19 protein-coding genes and 2 pseudogenes are annotated in these 19,187 nt (G+C 33.8%); 6 read left to right on the forward strand and 15 right to left on the reverse strand.

Annotated features, from left to right (window positions below):
• Window positions 1-78 precede the first annotated feature (78 nt).
• From HMPREF0373_RS07330 to HMPREF0373_RS07340, 3 genes are all read left to right on the forward strand, one after another.
• Window positions 79-942: a helix-turn-helix domain-containing protein gene (locus tag HMPREF0373_RS07330; protein ID WP_021739044.1), complete on the forward strand. Its 864-nt coding sequence runs from the start codon at window positions 79-81 to the stop codon at window positions 940-942.
• A gap of 426 nt (window positions 943-1,368) precedes the next feature.
• A complete protein-coding gene (locus HMPREF0373_RS07335; protein WP_044963359.1) occupies window positions 1,369-2,070 on the forward strand; it encodes a response regulator transcription factor in 702 nt (233 codons plus the stop codon).
• A gap of 5 nt (window positions 2,071-2,075) precedes the next feature.
• Window positions 2,076-3,005, forward strand: a complete 930-nt coding sequence (locus tag HMPREF0373_RS07340) for a sensor histidine kinase (RefSeq protein WP_021739046.1) — start codon at window positions 2,076-2,078, stop codon at window positions 3,003-3,005.
• A 13-nt stretch (window positions 3,006-3,018) separates the two neighbouring features.
• On the opposite strand, the gene HMPREF0373_RS07345 is transcribed toward HMPREF0373_RS07340, so the two are convergent.
• From HMPREF0373_RS07345 to HMPREF0373_RS17520, 4 genes and pseudogenes are all read right to left on the reverse strand, one after another.
• Window positions 3,019-4,617 carry an ABC transporter ATP-binding protein gene (locus HMPREF0373_RS07345; protein WP_021739047.1) on the reverse strand — a complete coding sequence of 533 codons (1,599 nt, stop codon included), beginning with the start codon at window positions 4,615-4,617 and terminating at the stop codon, window positions 3,019-3,021.
• 284 nt (window positions 4,618-4,901) lie between these two features.
• Window positions 4,902-5,183: a hypothetical protein gene (locus tag HMPREF0373_RS07355; protein WP_044963361.1), complete on the reverse strand. Its 282-nt coding sequence runs from the start codon at window positions 5,181-5,183 to the stop codon at window positions 4,902-4,904.
• A gap of 13 nt (window positions 5,184-5,196) precedes the next feature.
• The gene (locus HMPREF0373_RS17515; protein WP_322099879.1) at window positions 5,197-6,276 is read right to left on the reverse strand and encodes a CXXX repeat peptide maturase; all 1,080 of its coding nucleotides are present in this window, start codon (window positions 6,274-6,276) and stop codon (window positions 5,197-5,199) included.
• Window positions 6,253-7,221: pseudogene (locus HMPREF0373_RS17520) on the reverse strand (SPASM domain-containing protein); the annotation flags it as partial. The pseudogene HMPREF0373_RS17520 and the gene HMPREF0373_RS17515, both read right to left, overlap by 24 nt.
• A 277-nt stretch (window positions 7,222-7,498) precedes the next feature.
• On the opposite strand from HMPREF0373_RS17520, the gene HMPREF0373_RS07365 reads away from it, so the two are divergent.
• Window positions 7,499-8,701: an IS110 family RNA-guided transposase gene (locus HMPREF0373_RS07365; protein WP_021739051.1), complete on the forward strand. Its 1,203-nt coding sequence runs from the start codon at window positions 7,499-7,501 to the stop codon at window positions 8,699-8,701.
• 99 nt (window positions 8,702-8,800) lie between these two features.
• Here the strand turns inward: HMPREF0373_RS07365 and HMPREF0373_RS16755 are convergent, their stop codons facing one another.
• The 9 genes and pseudogenes from HMPREF0373_RS16755 to HMPREF0373_RS07405 all read right to left on the reverse strand — a co-directional run bounded on the left by HMPREF0373_RS16755 (window position 8,801) and on the right by HMPREF0373_RS07405 (window position 16,720).
• Window positions 8,801-8,971: a hypothetical protein gene (locus HMPREF0373_RS16755; RefSeq protein WP_155958133.1), complete on the reverse strand. Its 171-nt coding sequence runs from the start codon at window positions 8,969-8,971 to the stop codon at window positions 8,801-8,803.
• Window position 8,972: 1 nt separating this feature from the next.
• Window positions 8,973-9,749: an ABC transporter permease gene (locus tag HMPREF0373_RS07370; RefSeq protein WP_021739052.1), complete on the reverse strand. Its 777-nt coding sequence runs from the start codon at window positions 9,747-9,749 to the stop codon at window positions 8,973-8,975.
• A 2-nt stretch (window positions 9,750-9,751) separates the two neighbouring features.
• Window positions 9,752-10,657: an ABC transporter ATP-binding protein gene (locus tag HMPREF0373_RS07375; RefSeq protein ID WP_044963362.1), complete on the reverse strand. Its 906-nt coding sequence runs from the start codon at window positions 10,655-10,657 to the stop codon at window positions 9,752-9,754.
• 979 nt (window positions 10,658-11,636) lie between these two features.
• Window positions 11,637-11,912: pseudogene (locus tag HMPREF0373_RS07380) on the reverse strand (DEAD/DEAH box helicase family protein); the annotation flags it as partial.
• A 335-nt stretch (window positions 11,913-12,247) separates the two neighbouring features.
• The gene (locus HMPREF0373_RS07385; protein ID WP_021739056.1) at window positions 12,248-13,540 is read right to left on the reverse strand and encodes a tyrosine-type recombinase/integrase; all 1,293 of its coding nucleotides are present in this window, start codon (window positions 13,538-13,540) and stop codon (window positions 12,248-12,250) included.
• A gap of 2 nt (window positions 13,541-13,542) precedes the next feature.
• The gene (locus HMPREF0373_RS07390) at window positions 13,543-14,760 is read right to left on the reverse strand and encodes a site-specific integrase (RefSeq protein ID WP_021739057.1); all 1,218 of its coding nucleotides are present in this window, start codon (window positions 14,758-14,760) and stop codon (window positions 13,543-13,545) included.
• The gene (locus tag HMPREF0373_RS07395) at window positions 14,757-14,984 is read right to left on the reverse strand and encodes a helix-turn-helix domain-containing protein (RefSeq protein ID WP_021739058.1); all 228 of its coding nucleotides are present in this window, start codon (window positions 14,982-14,984) and stop codon (window positions 14,757-14,759) included. Before HMPREF0373_RS07395 ends, HMPREF0373_RS07390 begins: the two co-directional genes overlap by 4 nt.
• A gap of 150 nt (window positions 14,985-15,134) precedes the next feature.
• Window positions 15,135-15,656 carry a type II toxin-antitoxin system PemK/MazF family toxin gene (locus HMPREF0373_RS07400; RefSeq protein ID WP_021739059.1) on the reverse strand — a complete coding sequence of 174 codons (522 nt, stop codon included), beginning with the start codon at window positions 15,654-15,656 and terminating at the stop codon, window positions 15,135-15,137.
• 593 nt (window positions 15,657-16,249) lie between these two features.
• Entirely contained in the window at window positions 16,250-16,720 is a 471-nt protein-coding gene (locus tag HMPREF0373_RS07405) for an RNA polymerase sigma factor (RefSeq protein WP_021739061.1), read from the reverse strand.
• A 484-nt stretch (window positions 16,721-17,204) separates the two neighbouring features.
• Here HMPREF0373_RS07405 and HMPREF0373_RS07410 point away from each other — a divergent pair, with 484 nt between their 5' ends.
• Window positions 17,205-17,567 carry a helix-turn-helix domain-containing protein gene (locus tag HMPREF0373_RS07410; protein WP_021739062.1) on the forward strand — a complete coding sequence of 121 codons (363 nt, stop codon included), beginning with the start codon at window positions 17,205-17,207 and terminating at the stop codon, window positions 17,565-17,567.
• 181 nt (window positions 17,568-17,748) lie between these two features.
• Here the strand turns inward: HMPREF0373_RS07410 and HMPREF0373_RS07415 are convergent, their stop codons facing one another.
• Window positions 17,749-18,090, reverse strand: a complete 342-nt coding sequence (locus HMPREF0373_RS07415) for a hypothetical protein (protein ID WP_006428643.1) — start codon at window positions 18,088-18,090, stop codon at window positions 17,749-17,751.
• 58 nt (window positions 18,091-18,148) lie between these two features.
• Window positions 18,149-18,589, reverse strand: a complete 441-nt coding sequence (locus HMPREF0373_RS07420) for a winged helix-turn-helix domain-containing protein (RefSeq protein ID WP_021739063.1) — start codon at window positions 18,587-18,589, stop codon at window positions 18,149-18,151.
• Between the two features lie 139 nt (window positions 18,590-18,728).
• Between HMPREF0373_RS07420 and HMPREF0373_RS07425 the strand changes: the two genes are divergently transcribed.
• Window positions 18,729-19,097, forward strand: coding sequence for a BlaI/MecI/CopY family transcriptional regulator (locus HMPREF0373_RS07425; RefSeq protein WP_005330465.1), 369 nt, complete (start codon window positions 18,729-18,731; stop codon window positions 19,095-19,097).
• The last annotated feature ends 90 nt before the right edge of the window (window positions 19,098-19,187 follow it).

A 19,187-nucleotide genomic window follows, 5' to 3' on the forward strand; every position in this document is an offset into this window, starting at 1 on the left:
ACTATTGCACAAAATATGTACATAATGATACACTTACTGTTAGAAACAAACCAATGATTTCAAAGGAAGTGGAATATCATGTATATAAATTCCGGTTATCTGCATAATTCATTACTGGATTTCAAGGATAAGAGCAGACCTTTGGTTGTGGGTAGCTGCGGCACTTACCGGCTGATCCACCAGCCCAAACTGCCCACCTACCGACCCAGAGGAAGGATTGACTATCAACTATTATATATTGTAGCCGGAAAAGGGCATTTTTTTCTTGACGGTAAAGAGGAGATTATTGAGGCGGGTCACATGCTTTTGTACCGCCCCAGGGAGATGCAGAAATATGTTTACTACGGTTCAGACCAGACAGAAGTGTATTGGGTTCATTTTACCGGGAGCAATATAAAAAATATTTTAAAAGAGTATCATTTATTTGAGTCCGGACGGATTATGCAAACTGGAAACTCTTCCGAATACCATCAACTTTTTCGGAAAATGATCCAGGAGCTCCAGCTTACCCGCCCGCATTATGAGGAATATTTATCACTCCTGCTCCGTGAACTGTTCCTTCTGATCAGCCGGCAAGCCCCTATTGGCATCTCCTCCCAGAACCGGATGCTGCAAAAAGAAATGGAGAAGGCCACACAGTATTTCAGCGAACATTTTACAGAAGAAATCTCCATTGAACAATACGCCATGGACAAACACCTTAGTACGAGCTGGTTTATCCGCAGCTTTAAACGCTACAACGGTGTAACTCCCATGCAGTATATATTAAATCTACGGATTACAAATGCAAAGACACTGCTCCGAACCACCACGTATTCTGTTGCTGAAGTTGCGTCAATTGTTGGGTATGATAACCCACTATATTTCAGCAGACTGTTCAAAAAACAAACGGGACTCCCACCATCTGAGTTCCGGAATACAGAAACAATGTTTTTCATATAAAATAAAATGTTGCCATCCAAAAAGTAGAGGGCGTATATAACTACCCATATATCCCCTTCTGCTTTTTTTAATCTCTTTTAATAATTTGGAGAAATCTGTTTAAATGGATAACGCATCATTAAAAATGTCATAATCAATATTCCCACATATCCAATAGCGGCAACGTTCTGTTGACATATTGCGCCAATTATCATCACTACTGTAAGTATAATAAGCAATATCATTAGTGTATATTTGATTGTAATTCTGCAAAATTTTTTTATTTAAGTTTTTACTGCTTCATCATTTGATAAATTCATAAATTTTCCCTTCCATTATATTACCATTCTTATATTTCTATTTTATACTTGTTCTCATGCATTTCACATGTTAAAATTCTTATTGTTAACTCTTCACTTTTATCTATATAAAAAGGAACAAGATATAATGAGCAATATACTAATTATTGATGATGATATTGATTTATGTAATTTAATGAAACATTGCGTTTTTAATGAAGGCTTTACTCCATTGGTAGCACATACTAAACAGGAAGCATTTTCTATCCTTAGTGCATCTTCTAGCGTAATTTCTTTAGTAATCCTAGATATTATGCTCCCCGACGGGAGTGGATTAGAAATCTTATCCCATATTCATAACAATTGGAATTTTCCAGTAATTATGGTAACAGCCAAAGACAGTCTAGAGGACAAAGTTATCGGATTACGCCTAGGTGCAGATGATTATCTAACTAAACCCTTTAATTTAAAAGAACTTGAAGCACGAATTAATGCTCTGACTAGGCGATATAAATTAAACATATCTCCCTCTGATAGTGAAAATAATTTATTACAGTTTAACACAATCTCAATAGATAGGGCTACTAGAAGTGTAATTTGTAATGATACAAACGTCACTCTAACTGGCAGAGAATTTGACATTCTATTGTGTTTATCTTCAAGCCCTAATACAGTTTATACAAAAAAGCAAATATATGAATCCGTTTGGCAAGAAGAGTATTTTTACGATGATGGAAGTCTAATGTCCATTATTTGTAAAATCCGCAAAAAGTTAAAAGATTGTAGTCCTAATATCAATTACATTGAAACAGTACATGGTATAGGATATCGATTTAATAAGGAGGCATAATTATCATGATTCTATTTTTTCTAATATTTTTTCTTTTACTTTTTATATGTCTTTCTATATATTATTACATTTTAAATCGACGCCTTCAGTCTGAGATATCACAGATTGAAGACTCCTTAGAAATATCACTTTCCGGAAACCTGCACCATAGAATTCTAGTACAACCTAATGCTCAGACGAAAAATATTTGTTTTCTCATCAATAAATTATGTTGCAACTATCAAAATGATATTTCTTTACTAAAAAAATCCGAAAAAAAATATAAAGATTTAATGATTAATTTATCTCATGATGTTCGTACACCACTTGCCTCCATGTTAGGTCATCTTGAATTACTAACTAGTTCACCAGATATAACTCCATCTAATAACCTTTCTGCTTCCTTAGATGTAATTAACCGGAAAGCATTAGAACTAGCTAATTTTGTAGAAATGCTTTTTCAATGGACAAAACTAGATGCAAATGAAGAAAAACTTTTTTTATCTCCATTCGATATAAATGAACAATCAAGAATCATTATCAGCAAATGGCTACATATTTTTGAAAAAAATAGTATTAAATATAAATTTGCCATACCTGAAAAAGCTTTTATCTGTATCATAGATCCTGTTGCCTATCAGCGTATTATTGATAACCTTTTCAAAAATATCGTAAATCACAGCCATGCATCACAAATGCAATTTTCTGTATCAACTTTTAATTCTTCTATCCACATTTCTATTGAAGATAATGGGATAGGCATTAAAAATGTAGATCAAAATCTTATTTTCGAACGACTATATCAATGTGACTTATCCCGTAACAGTAAAGGAAACGGATTGGGATTAGCTATTGTAAAAGAACTCGTCCAAAAACTTAATGGTTCTATTACTTTAGAAAGTGTTCCTAATGTGTATACAAAATTCCTGTTATCTTTTCCTCTTCAATCATCTTAAATAGCAGATGAGATTATAGTTGTATGATCTCATCTGCTATTTTCTCAAATTTAGGATCATGTGTAATAACTATAATAATTTTTTCTTTTTTTATTTCTTCTAACACACCAAAAAAATTCATTGTAGTTTGCTCATCTAATGCTGATGTAGGTTCATCTAAAATCAAAACTTCTCCATCTTTCTTTAATATTTTATATAAATACGCTTTTTGAAGTTCTCCACCTGATAGTTCGTCTGGATATGATAAAAAATACTTCTCCAAATTAAAGTCTCTATTAAAGAAAAGCTCTCTCACTCTTCCTTCAAACAATTTTTTTCCATTTCCATTTTTTCTAACAAGATTACCTATTGTATCATACGGAAATTCTATTTTCTGTCTTAATACAGATATTTGTTCTTTCCTAATGGTATACATGTCCAATTCACATATATTGTATCCGTTAATGTAAATGCCTCTCTCAGTTTCTAAAATTCCTATAACAGTTTTTAAAAGTGTTGACTTTCCTTTCCCATTACTCCCACGAATTACATATATATTTCCTTTTTCAAAAGAGCAATTAAAATCTTTAAAAATGATATGATCGTTATCGGGATATTGATATACCAAGTCTCTTACCTCAATATTATAAATGTGCTCTAACAGGATATTTCCATTATGTTCTCTAGGTAAATCGAATAATTCTTTCATTCTGTTGACGGAAACTTCTATTTGCTTTATACCTTTTCCTACTTCTAAATAATATGTAATTATTCCAAGCATCTTAGTAAAATAAGCGTTGATAATCGTAAAATTACCAATAGTTAAATTTCCTTTTACTATTTCTACAGTTCCTAATACTAAAAGCATCGCATAGAATCCATATGACAAAAAATTTTCTAAAGATTTAATTCCTGTATTTAGTTTTGTATATTTTGAGAATGATTTAATATATTTCTGATAAGATTTTTTCAAATAATCATCATATTCAAAAAAACTTGCTTCCGTTTTTATGTTCTCTGTCAAACTTATTTGTTCATATATTTTTTGAAAAAAAATATTCTGTGCTTCTCTTACTTCCTTTGTTTTTCTAACCAACCTATTACGAGAAAAAAAATATACTATTATATATATTGGCAAAAAACATACAAAAACAATAAAAATTTTAGTATTGGCACTCACAACATAAGCCAACACTACACCGCCAATAAAAACGTTTGCAAAGATCATAACTACATTATCCAGGACAAAATTAATTATATCTGAACTGTCTGAATAAATGCGTTGTGTAAGATAAGATGGTTCATATTTTTTTATTTTTAAAATAGATACCCGATGTATATGCTTTATTAATTTTGATGAAAGACTAAAGCTAAGTTCCTCACGCAATATTAATGACAAACTCTGATATCCGTAATTTAATACTATGCTGACTATGTATCCTAATATTAATATTCCACTGTAACTTAAAAGAACTCCAACATTATCCTTATCAATAATTAAATCAATAAAATTACCATTTAAATACGTAATAACTACATCGATACTCATAGTCAAAATACTTAGACATAGAAATACTATAACTTCAACTTTTTTTTCTTTAAGAGATATATGTTCTTTTAAAAATTTTATCATTGTCTACCTCATAGATGTTTTAATAAAAAGGGGAGAGTTATCTCCCCCCTTTTCATGCATTTGCAAATTAGCCAACAAAAAGATTTCCTGTACAGCCCTTACAGCCGCCACGGCATCCTTTGCAACCTTTACATCCTGTGCATGGACTATTTTTCCCACATGCTCTAGGTGTAATTTCTGTAGATTCATCCTGGTTAACTAAGTACATAAAATCCATTTTTGTACCCCTTTCATTTTTTATTTATAAAAACACTTTTATGTTTTTATACGAATTAAAGCTTCAATTAAAAAGATATGGTTTTCTCAATATAATCGATATTAAATAAGATATTTCCAGTAAAATAAATCTGATATTTCTCTTCCATTTTCTTGCACCAGTTTATGTAGTCTACATTAACTTGTTTAATATCCTCATCAATTTGTTTAAACTGTTCCAAAGAAAATCCAAGTTCAGATAATCTTTTTGGATTTTCAAGAATTTTCTTTACACTTGATAAAGCACTTCCGCGTTTATAAAGTTCCAGATGTTCTTTTACTTCTTGCCCTGTTATATATATTTTTTTCATATTTTGCATTCTCCTAATACATCCATCTTTTTGCCTCTGCTCTTTCATCTCTATATATCTCTGCTGCAACATAATCGACATATTCTAATTCCGGTAAATCTCTATTCATATAAAAGCCGTCCGGCATCTCATTTGCTAATTTGTTCATCAGATTTCTAGATTCGTTCGCTTCAATATAATTTATCCTACACTGAATAGCAGAAGGAACATTCATTTCTCCACATACTTTATATCCTTCATATAAACAACGATTACAAACTCTAGATTTACACTTCGCACACATTGCAGATTTTTCTCTTGTATATCTTTTGCAGTCACTTACAATACCATTATCTATATCACCTATGTTCTTTTCAGGGTTATTAAAATAAAATGCTGGACAGGAATAAAGCTTTCCATTAGGTCCTACAGCAATTGAAGAAATGCCAGCTCCACAATCATTATCATTATCCCAATCTGCGTAGAGTCTATCTGTTAAAACATTTAATTGATATCCGCATTTTCCTTGCTTATACTTTTGAAATATAAACTCTGATACTTTTTTTAATTCTTCCTCATAAGATATTATTTCCCCTTCTTCCCAAGCATCAAGGTCACTTATAAATATATTAATACGTTTTACTTGCTCAAATAGTTTAATAACATACTTTGAAAAATCGGTACTATCTGAGCATTGTAGAATCAGAGTTGCAACAGGACTTTCAATATTTCTCATTTCTTTCATATTATTTATTACTGTAATCCCTGTCACAGCATTACGAAATGAACCTTTAGAAGATATCTCAAAATAAATTTGCTTTCTCATGTCTACATATTCTGGAATTTCGCCCTGAAAGATAGGCACTAATTCTTCCGATTGGCACAACTGTAATGCTTGCATCATAACATCTTTAGATATTTTTCTACTCCCTTCATGTTTCTTTTCATAGTTACAATGTACTGGAGCATCATCTCCTGTAATTATGTATAAATACCGTAATGCCCTTGTATCTGTTTTCTTCATTTTTTCAATAGTTCTACCAGATGTATAACCTGTAATTTCTTCATATTTCTGCCAATAATACTTGTTTGCCCTAGCATTCGCTTTATGCATCTCACAAATAAAAGTGCATCTTTCAAATACAGATTCCTCATTTGATTCACTCAAATTATGAGCTAAGCACCATCCACAGTCTGTTCCATATTCACACGTATTACATTTATCAGGACTCTGTGACTGCCATGTCGCTGCTGCCATAGGACGAAGAAGAGAATAATTAATCCCTTCTTTTATATTGCCGATTACTCTTTTAGCATGATTTTCTGCACACATTTCTAAAAAGCGGATACAAGGATAAATATCTCCTTTATAGTCAAAAGCTACTGTTTTATAACCTGCACCACAACGATTACTTGAAAGATCTTTTTTCCCTACCGGCAACCCTCGTGTAGGTGAAAAATATGCAACTGAATTTGTTTTATATCTTCCGCTTTCAAACATATAATCTGCCAGTTCCTTCAGCTGTTCTTCAAATATTTCTGGATCTCCTGCTTTCCACACATCTTCATAAACTAAGTTTGACTCAACATCTTTAAATCCTAAATCCCATAAATGTATAATGCTATCTTTTAGAAATGGAAGATCTGCACTTGCAAATGTTGATTTGGTGGACGGATTATAATTTTCTTCCAAATACATTGGAAGATTTTTTATTACATCTTCATATGAACCTGAACCATCAATTTTCTTGCGAGTCATATCATGTTTCTCTTTTATTCCATCAATGCTTATGGAAAAAGCACAATGTTCACCATGTTTATTTACATAATTCCTCACATTTTCTTTTCCATATAAAACTCCATTTGTTGAAAATGTAAATACATAATTTGGAAACCATTTATGATTTTCCGAATACATTCTCAAAATAAAATAATCGCACATTTTATCTATAAGATCCATTTCCAAAAGCGGTTCTCCGCCAATGAAATCCAGCATAATACTATCCGACATTTCTGACGTATATGGATTGTCTAACAGAAAATCGATAATTTGCTTTCCTGTTTCCCAATTAGTACCATAAAAGTGTAGTTGTTAGAGAGTAATTAACTCTAACATCTACACTTATTTTATTATAATAAGGGAAGTAGTTGGTATGACATATTGCCATTAGGATTTTCACATCCGTGAATGAAACCGTCAGCCATCCCCTTATTATAAACATTCATTTAAGCAGGTTGAAACTCGCAGGAGCTTTCGCGTAACGAACTAAACTGAATCATAATAAGTGTAGATGGGATAAACAACTGCAATTCTATAAAAAGAAAAGGAGTATATTATGATCAGCGTAGGAATTGATGTATCAAAAGGGAAAAGTACAGTATGTATTTTGAAACCATATGGAGAGATTGTTAGTAAGCCTTTCAATATTACCCATACCCAAAAGGATTTAAGCGAATTATCTTCCATGCTTTTCAGACTAAATGATGAAGTCAAAATCGTTATGGAAGCAACCGGAATTTATCATCTTCCAGTTCTTACATATTTACAGGAAAAAGGATTTTTTGTTTCTGTAATTAATCCGTATCTTATGAAAAGTTATCGTAACGAAAGTCTGCGAAAAGCCAAAACCGACAAGATTGATTCCCGTATCATTGCTAATTATGGAATTGATCATTGGTTTAAAATGAAAGAATTTCAAACTTCTGGAGAGATTTATGAAGAGTTGAAGTTGCTTGGACAGCAATATCGGCATTATATGAAGCTTCATCTTTTATCTCTTGCTGAATTGACCCATCTTTTAGATTTGACCATGCCCGGAATAAAGAATCTTCTTGCAAGTTGGAATGAAACAAATCGGAAAGATAAAAGAAGTGATTTTGTGGAACGTTTTTGGCATTATGATGTAATAACATCTATGTCTGAACAGGAATTTACTGAAGAGTATATACTTTGGGCAAAAGAAAAGAAATACGTCCCAAGCCAGGAAAAAGCCAAAGTTATATACGCCCTGGCTCAGGAAAGTATTCCCACATTACCTTCAGAAACCTCATCGATCAAAATGCTGGTGACTGAAGCAGTTCGGGTGCTCAAGGAAGTTGATGCAACCCTTGGTCTAATTTTATCACGGATGCAGGAAATAGCCAAGATTTTGCCAGAATATTCGGTTGTAAGAGAAATGGGTGGAGTGGGAAATACATTAGCCCCAAAGTTAATTGCAGAAATAGGAGATGTTCGCAGATTTCGCAACGGGAAGGCATTGGTTGCATTCGCAGGAATTGATCCACCACCGTATGAATCTGGTCAATTTGTAGGTTGTAATAGGAAAATCTCGAAACGTGGTTCAGCATCATTGCGCAAAGTAGGATACGAAACAATGAGAAGTTTAAAAATGCGTTCCAGACCAGAAGATCCGGTTTACCGATATGTTGTAAAAAAGGAATCAGAAGGTAAAAGTAAAAAATCAGCAAAGATAGCCGGATTAAATAAGTTTTTACGCATTTATTATGCTCGAGTAACCGAACTATATAAAAATATATAATCTTATATAAAATAAATAATTTTTTAGACTGCCAATCAGACAGTCTATTTGTAGTACGCAAATATATTTTGTGACAGAAAATAAAAAAGATAAAAATAATTATTGACTTTTCTTAGCAGGTTTCATTCTATTTACATTATTCTTCCCTACCATATAACAATATGTACATCTCAAATTGCAGTCTTCTGTTACACATATTGTTGCATTTAAATAATTTCCATCAATCCAACTATTTCTGTCTTTAACTTCATTGTATTTTACATCAATCATTTTATTTTCCCTTCCTTTTCATAATTATTATTGAGAAGCTAAGGCAAAGCATTCCCCACAATATCATTCCCCCTAATGCCAATATTCCGTTTTCTTTCGGTTCTAATATCATTGAGGTTTCGTATGGAACTAGTTTATATATTAACCAATTATGAATTAGGGCGTATCCCCCTAATGGATGTGCATATGCAAGTAACTTTTGCGCTAAACTCTGACTAATCGGAAAACTTGGTATGAAAAAACACAATATCATATATGCAAAACTTAAAAGTAAAGAAGGAATGTAATTCCCTTTACAAAGTGTAACTATAAACACAATAGGTAACATTACCGCTGTAAGCAGCAACGCATCTATTATGTTTATCAATAACAAAACAGCAATTGTGTAAAAAGAAAAATCATATCCTCGAATCCCAATAATAATCGCATACACAAGCGATGGCAAGACCATTGTTATAGTGCTAAAAAAAGCAATTACAACTAATTTTGCCAATACAAATTTTCGAGATGATACTGGTATAATCTCCAGCTGATAAATAGTTCCATATCGATGCTCATCAGCAAAAATCACAATCGTATAAAGAACAGTAAACAATAGTGTTATAAAAAAAATAAACTCCATATTATCACAATATAGGTCTAAAACACTTGCTCTTTGTGTCAATTTATAGAAATTACTTAAGGTTAATATTAAACACATAAGGATAGAAATCGCACCTAAGTAAATATGTTTTTCTCTTTTTTCTTTTAGAAGTTCTGAAGCAATATACATTTTCATTTTCAATCTCCTTGTATTATTTTTTTAAAATAAGCCTCTAAATTTTCTTCTTCTACACCTATTTCCATTATTCCTACTCCGTATTTTGCCAATTCCTTAGAAAATTCCTCTCTGTTTAATTTAAGATTATAAATATATATTGTATTTTTATCTACCACTTCGTAATCTTCAACATGAAAAATTTTCTCTAAAATTCCACATGTAAGTTCCCCATTAGTCACTAAAATTTTGATATGTGTTCTATTTCCTTGTCGGATTTCTTCTATACTTTTCTCAGCTATTAAAACACCTTCATTTAAAACACCTATACGATCAGCCATAATATCTATTTCAGACAATAAATGGCTTGAAATCATAATAGTGGTTTCCTGCTCTTTACTGATTTTCATTAAATATTCTCTAAATTGTGAAATTCCAATTGGATCAAGCCCATTTGTAGGTTCATCCAAAATAATAAATTCTGGTTCATGAATGATAGCGTTTGCTAAGCCCAGTCTTTTCTTCATCCCGAGAGAAAATCTTTTATACTTTTTATCTTTTTCATTAAATAAGTCTACTTTTTCAAGTGCCTCTTCTATAGCATACTTTTTTGTCACTCCCCTTATATTTGAAAATACCTTCAGGTTTTCATAAGCAGATAACTCCGGATAAAATCCCTGGAAATCTAAATTAGCTCCAATCCTATTATATAATGAAGGCATATTACTTATAGTTTTTCCCCATAACTTAATTTCTCCACCGGCAATATCTGTCAGACCTAAAATTGCTTTCATCAATGTAGTCTTTCCAGCACCATTTTTCCCAATCAGACCGTATATTTCACCTTCTGTTACATGCATATTGATATTTCTTAATACTTCTACTTTATCATATTTTTTTGTAAGATTTTTTATTGTTAAAATTTCCATATCGTCCCTCCGTTTTGTATAGAATATCATACAAACCTTAACATAACTTTAATGAAAATTTATTATATTATTATTTTCATTAAGATCATCTCTAACAATAGCTAAGATGGGTTTCTTTGTTGTAGACATCATTTAACTTTTTTTCCTAACCACTCTTTTACTCTTGGTATAGATACAATTCCAAATATTAATGCTGCTATACCGATAATATTATCAATATAGTTACTATCCAATACTTTGAAATCTTTTACTATTGCAAGTATCGAAAAGAATAACAAAATTATACCTGCCGCAACAAGATATAAAAGTATGAAATGTAGTCATTAAATGTTTTTTCCTATTCCTCTCATTATCTTTCCCATTAGATTCACCTCCCTATTGATTTTCTCTTTTAACTTTAATACGAATACAAACCTATAATGGTGACATTAATTTTGAAAATTTTTCCTTTGAAATAAAGTACCTATATTCAAACTTCACCAAAAAAACTACACATAAAAAGGCAACAATTATCTACATAATCACTGCCTCCGCAAAATTTATTATTTTCCATTTTCCCTCTATGCCTTATTGTATCCAATGAATTTGTCTCCATAAACTTAATACAAAAGATTTGTCAATCCGTTTTTATCCTCAATCATATATATTGAGTGTCCTAATATGACGCTTTTATCTTTTATTCTATATTCCTCTCTTCTTGTCGTTATAGCACTACTTTCTTCTTTATGCATAAATATTCTTCATCGCTTCTGCAATTACCAAACAACTAAATTGCAATTACATTTTCTAAAAATCTTCCTTCTTTTCCTTAAATCCCCCTCTGGCGAATACAAAAATAGCCATCTCTATGTACGAATCAGGTCACCCGTCCATCTATTTTTATCTATTTCATCTAGTGTTATTCTGTCCGTACAGTCCGCAGAAACAGCGTAAAAACGCACAAAACAGCACTCAATACCACTCATTTTCCGCCTTATAAATAGTAGGAGACAAAATATTCTACTGCGTTATCGGGGAACATCTCCTTGAATTCTCCGTAGAGCTGTGCAGCAAGTGTTTTATTATGAGCGATGACCAGTGTCGGCTTTTGTAATTGCTGGATCACGTTTGCCATCGTAAAAGTCTTTCCAGAACCCGTAACCCCCAGTAAAGTCTGGCATTGGTTGCCTTCCTTGAAGCCTTTCACAAGCTCTGCAATCGCCTGTGGCTGGTCTCCGGTTGGCTCATATGGGGCTTTCAATTTGAACTCATTCATGGTAAATCCCTCCATTTGTGACTTTTACTATGACCAATATCAGCCAAAAATTCGTATCCGGATTCGTAACGAAAAGCTCATTTTTATGGTGAATAGATGTCGTTTTCACCTCGTTACGAATAAAAGTCACAAAACTGATTTTTGCGGATAAAACAGCACTCGGAAATACCTGATGATACCAGGCTCCGGTTCTGTCATATTTTTACTGTTTGTTCTTGTAACAGTCCCTATTATATCAGACATTTTTTTGAAAGTATATAGATGAAAGCAAGAAAAAAGTACAAATGTTCGATTCTCATTTGTACTTTTCTATCTTACTACTATTCTATTTTTTATCATGCTGCGTTGAAATATTCCTCCAGAATTAAGTCTATTTCAATCACTTCTGAATAATCATAATACTGATTTTTCCGCTCTTTTGGAATAACTTCTTCAATAAATGGTTCCAATACATCCAGACAGTCTTCTATGATTTCCTGCGTATCTCCATAGACATCTACTGATATGATTTCCTTAGCATGTCCCAATAAATGCGAAACACCTTTTGAATTAAAGCTATTCTTCAGCAAAATAGTTGCATAGGTATTTCTCAACTGGTGAAAATGAATATCAGGCAAATCCAAGGATTTCAACAAGTCTTTATAGTATTTCTGATGAAAACCTTTACTCCTTGGATTCCCATATGTAGAAGAACAAATATAATTCCAGTCCCGGAACTCTTTTGGTCTGCGTCTGCGGTTCTTCTCATAGGTTTTCCGTTCTTCCAGAATGGCTTCAAATACATAATCCGGTATTGGAAGTTCACGCACACCAGCAGGTGTTTTTGTTTTTATTTCCTGCTTTGTCAGCATCTTAGGTGCACAGTCTTCTGCTTTACTGTTTGGCTTCTTTCCCAACTGACGCTCGACTCTCAACGTCCTGTGAATGTAATCGACATCACTGTATTTCAGACCATTTATTTCACTTCTTCTAAGTCCCATCAATACCGCAAACAGAATTTGCATATGAATCGGTGTCTCCTTGCTTGCCTCGATCAACCGAAGCACCTGCGGAAGTGTCAATGTTTTCTTCTCGTCAATTTTCAGGACACGATACTCTGTCTTTTTTATTTTTTTCGGTAAATTGATTCCCTTCGCTGGATTTGTTGCCAGTACATTTTTGTTAAATGCATACTCCAATGATGTTTTCATGATCGTCCTGACATTTTTCGCAACTGATTCGTACTTTTCTGCAACTGTATTATATAATTTTCTGATATAACCCTGATTCAGTGTAGACATATACATTTTTCCAAGCTGTGGAACAATATAATTCCTAATGGCACTTTTGTAAGTTGTATATGTGTCGTCTGTTATTCGGGGACGCATAATATCTTCCAGCCAGAAGATCATAAACTCCTCTACCCGGATTTTCCCATACACAATATAGGTTCCGGTATGTAGCTGTCCAATGACTTCATCACGAAATGCATTGGCTTCTCTTTTGGTCGTGAATCCCGCATGTTGCTGCGTCTTTGTACTTTCGTCTGCAAACGTCAGCAACACACGAAATCCATATCCCTTTTTGATTGTTGTCACCGAATAGACCTTATATTCTACATATTTCTTAAAATCAAAGGTCTTATGCATGGCTATCCCTCCGTTCCGGTTTGTTGTGGTACAAACGTATTATTTACAAACGCAATAATCTTATCCTGCTCGTCCATAATCTCACAATAGTATTCATAAGTTGTATGAACGGAACTATGTCCTAACAGACCAGATATTTTAAACAAAGGAACTCCAAGCTCGATCAAAATGGTCGCAAACATGTGTCTGAGTCCATGTACAGTGATATTGGGCAATCCATTTCTTTTACAGATTTTTGTGAGTGCCTGATTCATTGCTGTCAGCGAACGTGGTTCACCGTTTTCCTGACAAGATACATAATCATAATCCTTGTACGCTACCCCCATATCTGCTTTACGCTTATCAATTAACTGTTGTCTGTGTTTCACTTCCCGCATCACCACTTTCGGAACTCTTAATATCCGGTAACTGTTCTCCGTCTTTGGATTCCGTTCGATAACAGCATATTCCGTAATCGTAAATTCCTGTTCTTTCACTTTAAGATTTCCGACAATCTGTCTGCTGATTCTGACCGTCTGCTTTTCAAAATCAAAGTCCTGAAACTTCAATCCAAGGATTTCTCCTTTTCGTAATCCACAAAACAGTCCCAGTAAAATTTCCAGATACCAAGGATTCTTGCTCGCAGCTTCAAGAAAAACCTTCAATTTTTCTTTGCCTAATACCCTTACCTTTGGTTTTGCTCTCGGATATGGCTTTGTCTCAGGCATTGGATTATAGCTTATGAACTTATCTCCTGCTGCATCTTTCATGGCGATGCTCAAAAGCTCCCGCCCTTTATTTCCCGCTGAAGGACAGATTTTCGCAACACGTTCCAGTAGAGCATCTAAATACTCTACTGAAATGTATTTTAATTTGATATCCGCTTCCATACTCGGAAGAATCAGATTATATAATGTATATGCTCCAACCATTCTCGTGGTTGTCTCAATTCTCGGACTGAAAATATTTTCAAACCAGTATTCCAGATAATCGCCAAGCATCACATCTGTCTTTTGCATTTTTGCAATCTGGAGATCTCTCTGCTTCTCCTGGTATCTCTTTTCATATTCCCAGTAACTTTTCTCTGCTTCTTCCGGCGTTTCAAATCCACCTTTTTTCCCATATTTTGTCGTCAAATCGTCCTGAAGCTCTTTGGTTCTGTGATACCATGATTTTCCTTCAAAAAAGACAACTCTCTTTTCCTTTGACATTGTCTCCTGCTGCGTTTCTTTCTGTTTCATTCTGCTCTCACTCTTTCTCTCTCCTCGTCTCCATTCAGCCACCTATCAAAAGAATTGCATGGGATACGATAAGATCTGCCAATCTTCAACACCCGGAATGGTTTTCTATCATAATAAACATTTTCTATAAATTCATACGCCTTGGAGCGTCCCAGCCCAAGCAAATTCTGAACATCTTCTACTTTATATACTTTCTTTTCCATTTCATTCTCTATCATTGCCATGACGTTATCCTCCTCGTCCTAATCTTTGCGCTTCACTACCGGTAGTTTTTAGCTGTATAACATCTAAAAACGTTACACCACTAAGATATCCATTTTCATCTACATCGTCCAATGTGCGAATTTTCAAATCGCACACTTGACTTTTATGTATTACTTGTTCTTTCTTCCTATATAATAATCGTACCCATTCCGGACATTACAGAACATACATGTATCCTTATATCGCTGTTCTGGATTCACTCGCCGGATATAATGTCCCGGCACATCATAAAAATTGCCTGCACATACTCTGCACAGGCTCACTACTAACGGTTTTTCAATTATCTTCGGTATTCCGGTACTTCTTCGGATTGCTTTATTGATTTTCTCCATTTCAGTGCGGTCTAAGGTACACACATAATTTTCCAACCGTCTTTTATCTAAAGTTCTAAGCTGCTCCAACAGCACTACAGAATCTTTTTCTAACCCTTCCATTTCCGGGACTACAATGTGTGTCGGCAGTTTCATTTTTTCTTTACTTGTAATTGCTGCCACGATCACTGTCGGACTGTATTGATTTCCTATATTATTCTGAATCACCAGCACCGGACGATAACCGCCCTGCTCACTTCCAAATACAGGATCAAGGTCGGCGTGATAAATATCCCCACGCCTGACGTTTCTATCTTCCATCTTTGCTTTATCTCCTCTCGTCTTTCTAACTGTTGTTATCCCTAAATATGTAAAATACAAGCCTATTTGTCCCCGACGCCCCGACTTGTAATTGGGAAATCATCAGACGGCTGACTGCTAATCAGCTCCACAGGATTTTATCTAAAATAAATATATGGGATTAGGAGTTTTCCTCTCCAGGGATCTCCTGAAGCTGCCCTCACTTGTTGCGGCATCAAAGAAATATTTTGTATACACGACTTTATGACCGGACAGGAGTATCATTATGCCTGTTGTCTGTCATCGCCCTGCCAGAAGCAATCTGACAGTTATAACCAGATATTTTTCGCTCAACAGTCCGGGTAATACAAACTGAAACCAAAAGGAAGTATACGGGTGGGATTTCGCTGTCTTTACCCAGCCTGTGTTATGGCGTATCTGTTAATGTGGCTTACGCTCATCACGATAACAACAGGAATGTGTCTGATGAATGTATATGAATTTGTCAAGGTTCGTCCCGCTCCCCAGTCTTTTCGTGACAAAAGAAGAAACAGGCGGATCAGAATATTTCTCTTTCCACCTGTTTCCTCACTTAAACGCTATTTTTCAACCCACTATCTCAAAATCTTTTTCAAATTTCTGATTGCTGCTTTTACAGACTTTGCTACCATCTGAAAAGAGCAGCCTTCTTCCTGTGCAATCTGCTCATAATTCTTATCTTCAAAATAATACTTCATCAATCGTCTTCTCTGAATTTCCGACAACTGCTGAATTGCACTATGTAAACGTTCCGCTTCCAGTTTATTCAGAACAGTATCCTCTACACCTTCCTCTTTCTGAAATACCCGTTCATATAAACTGGAATCCCAGATTTCTGACTGTTCCAAATGCCTGTCCACAATATTCATATGCGACACGTCCTGCAATTCAAACGTATTAAAAGCCTCATATACATTCTTTCCTATTTCCAAATCCTTGTACTCTTTTTCACCATTGCGAAATGAAACATAATATTTTCCGTCCTTCTCATAGATTTCATATGGGTTGTATTTATCTTTTCTTCTTTTTGGCTGTCTGCCTTCCATGTCCTTTCCTCCGATCTGAATTTTTTTGAATTCAGATCAGTAGGCGGGGCACGAATACGAACAATCGCCCTTATTTTGAATTGTTCATTCCCAATATTTAGGTAACAAAAAACGCCCTGACAGATTTCACTCCTACGGACGCATTTAATTCGATATTTTATTACCCTGGATTCATTATTGGCTCTTACCCTAGTTTCAATTCCAACATTTACTAATGAAATCGTTGAGATTTTTTTAATTGAATACCTTCTGTTGAACAGAATTTTTTAGCTGAACTCTTGCTAAGAACCATATTTTCTCCGGTTAGATTCCGGAAAAGAAATAAGCATACAAATACTGCTCTTTCGGAATCTGTTTTTTTTAACCGAAAGAGATTTGTATGCTTTCTCATTCATTGGGTAATACCCTGTGTTTTTTCTAATGTTACACCCTTTTCACTTTTCAAATTTAGGGTAATACACTAAGTTTATGGAGGTATATAAACATGGATATTCCAAAAACATTATTTGCCACTTTAGTAAAACAAGGGCGTATGGAAATGCATTTAACACAAGAAGCTCTTGCTGAAAAACTCGGAATATCGGCGACTTATCTTGGAGACCTCGAACGCCATAAAGGCGGTCCCAGTCTGGAATTATTTTGTAAAACCATGCAGACTTTAAATATTTCTGCTGATGACTACGTTTATCCAAATCAGAATAAAAATAATTCTACATATGATCAGATTCTTCGGCTCTTAAATCAGTGCAATGATTATCAGTTACAGGTAATTCTTGCAACTACGACAGCTCTGCTAGATTCTAATCCTTTTATTTCTAACGTAGACACTACTAATGATACAAAATAAAACTTGTAAAATACCGATAAATAGCTGATAATTACCGATATTTAAAATTAGTGGAATAAATACTATTACCATATGTTAAAAACAGTTATGCTATATCATTACAACTTGATATAACATAACTGTTTCTTCTTTACGAACATCCTATTATCTATCAAATACTACATTTCCCTCCACGACACACTTAATTGCTTTTCATCTCGCTAATTATTTTTTCCATATCCGTCGATTTTTTCAAGAGTCCTAAACCAGCCAATAACTGAATACAATCTACATATCCTTGACAATATGCCCTTTGTTCTGACACAAACGCTTCTTCTTCCAAAATTTCTCCATATTGCTTCAACTTCTCCCTGTCCTCATAACTTATATGATCGAGAAGTTTATTCACCTTTTCTTTTTCCATTTTCTTCTTCAACTGAATATTTGCAAGTTCTTGGAAATAGATATAACTTTCTCTGTTTATATTCTCACAACGCAACTGGTTCAAAAAAGAGGATATTTCATTCCAAATATCATTTTCCATAAAAATTTCTCCTGCTTTTTTTGGTATCTTTACTTATTATGCCCAATTTTATATTTCATCATTTCATCAATTCACCATTAAATTTATATCCCATACCCCATACATTTAAAATGTATCTTGGTTTTGCAGAATCTGGCTCAATCTTTTTTCTGATTCTCCGAATTATGCCCATAACATTATCTTCTGCCCCATAATATGGTTCTTTCCACACCTGTGTATATATTTGTTCCTTTGAAAATATCCGTCCTGGATTTTTTGCCAGCAAATATAATATTTCAAATTCATAATTCGTCAATTGAACCAGCTCACCATTACTTTCTACAGAACGATATTCCGCATTTATTTTTAATGCTCCGTAATCAAGTACCCTATTTTGTTTACCAGGCATCTCAGAGTATTTTTTAGCAGACAGAAAATGTAATAATTCATTTAATTTTTCTTCCTCATTTTCATCAAATGTTACAACAACTACCCTTCCCATTTTATAAAAACCTTTCATATTCCAAATCTTACAAGTGTAATTTTTATCTATTATTACATCTGTAAGATTTAAAGTCAAGTTTTTATTTCGTTGACAGAATAACCTTTTAAGATATATAATATTTTTATTACATTTGTAAGATTTGGAGGAATATCACATGAGCAATCTGCCTCAAATTTCAGAAGCCGAATTTGAAGTTATGAAAATCGTTTGGAAATATGCACCAATCAGCACCAATGAAATTACTGAAAAATTAACACAAATTTCCCGTTGGAGTCCTAAAACAATTCAGACATTGATTAAACGTCTCGTTTCTAAAAAAGCACTAACCTACGAAAAACAAAGCCGGGTTTTTGTCTATACTCCATTGGTCAAAGAAGACGAATATATTCGGCAGGAAAGTAATTCTTTTTTAAAACGATATTATAATGGTAATATCACTTCTATGCTTGCCTCTTACATTGAGGATGATAAATTGTCTGAAGAAGACATTGCCAGCTTACGGAATCTTCTTTCCAATCATTAACCATGGGAGGAGGAGCATATTTTGATATATTTTAGTTTTCGATTTTTACTGTGTAATGGAGACTGTAATTAATTCTGTGTAAACTCTAAA

The sequence above is a fragment of the Eubacterium ramulus ATCC 29099 genome, from assembly GCF_000469345.1.
Lineage (GTDB): Bacteria > Bacillota > Clostridia > Lachnospirales > Lachnospiraceae > Eubacterium_I > Eubacterium_I ramulus.

Excerpts from the sequence above, each read along its gene's own strand:
- HMPREF0373_RS07375 (WP_044963362.1), bottom strand. The coding sequence starts at position 10,657 with ATGGAAATTTTAACAATAAAAAATCTTACAAAAAAATATGATAAAGTA.
- HMPREF0373_RS07425 (WP_005330465.1), top strand. The coding sequence starts at position 18,729 with ATGAGCAATCTGCCTCAAATTTCAGAAGCCGAATTTGAAGTTATGAAA.
- HMPREF0373_RS07365 (WP_021739051.1), top strand. The coding sequence starts at position 7,499 with ATGATCAGCGTAGGAATTGATGTATCAAAAGGGAAAAGTACAGTATGT.
- HMPREF0373_RS07355 (WP_044963361.1), bottom strand. The coding sequence starts at position 5,183 with ATGAAAAAAATATATATAACAGGGCAAGAAGTAAAAGAACATCTGGAA.
- HMPREF0373_RS17515 (WP_322099879.1), bottom strand. The coding sequence starts at position 6,276 with ATGCATAAAGCGAATGCTAGGGCAAACAAGTATTATTGGCAGAAATAT.
- HMPREF0373_RS07340 (WP_021739046.1), top strand. The coding sequence starts at position 2,076 with ATGATTCTATTTTTTCTAATATTTTTTCTTTTACTTTTTATATGTCTT.
- HMPREF0373_RS07420 (WP_021739063.1), bottom strand. The coding sequence starts at position 18,589 with ATGAAAGGTTTTTATAAAATGGGAAGGGTAGTTGTTGTAACATTTGAT.
- HMPREF0373_RS07370 (WP_021739052.1), bottom strand. The coding sequence starts at position 9,749 with ATGAAAATGTATATTGCTTCAGAACTTCTAAAAGAAAAAAGAGAAAAA.
- HMPREF0373_RS07345 (WP_021739047.1), bottom strand. The coding sequence starts at position 4,617 with ATGATAAAATTTTTAAAAGAACATATATCTCTTAAAGAAAAAAAAGTT.
- HMPREF0373_RS07390 (WP_021739057.1), bottom strand. The coding sequence starts at position 14,760 with ATGAAACAGAAAGAAACGCAGCAGGAGACAATGTCAAAGGAAAAGAGA.
- HMPREF0373_RS07400 (WP_021739059.1), bottom strand. The coding sequence starts at position 15,656 with ATGGAAGATAGAAACGTCAGGCGTGGGGATATTTATCACGCCGACCTT.
- HMPREF0373_RS07405 (WP_021739061.1), bottom strand. The coding sequence starts at position 16,720 with ATGGAAGGCAGACAGCCAAAAAGAAGAAAAGATAAATACAACCCATAT.
- HMPREF0373_RS07395 (WP_021739058.1), bottom strand. The coding sequence starts at position 14,984 with ATGGCAATGATAGAGAATGAAATGGAAAAGAAAGTATATAAAGTAGAA.
- HMPREF0373_RS07385 (WP_021739056.1), bottom strand. The coding sequence starts at position 13,540 with ATGCATAAGACCTTTGATTTTAAGAAATATGTAGAATATAAGGTCTAT.
- HMPREF0373_RS07330 (WP_021739044.1), top strand. The coding sequence starts at position 79 with ATGTATATAAATTCCGGTTATCTGCATAATTCATTACTGGATTTCAAG.
- HMPREF0373_RS07335 (WP_044963359.1), top strand. The coding sequence starts at position 1,369 with ATGAGCAATATACTAATTATTGATGATGATATTGATTTATGTAATTTA.
- HMPREF0373_RS07410 (WP_021739062.1), top strand. The coding sequence starts at position 17,205 with ATGGATATTCCAAAAACATTATTTGCCACTTTAGTAAAACAAGGGCGT.
- HMPREF0373_RS16755 (WP_155958133.1), bottom strand. The coding sequence starts at position 8,971 with ATGATTGATGTAAAATACAATGAAGTTAAAGACAGAAATAGTTGGATT.
- HMPREF0373_RS07415 (WP_006428643.1), bottom strand. The coding sequence starts at position 18,090 with ATGGAAAATGATATTTGGAATGAAATATCCTCTTTTTTGAACCAGTTG.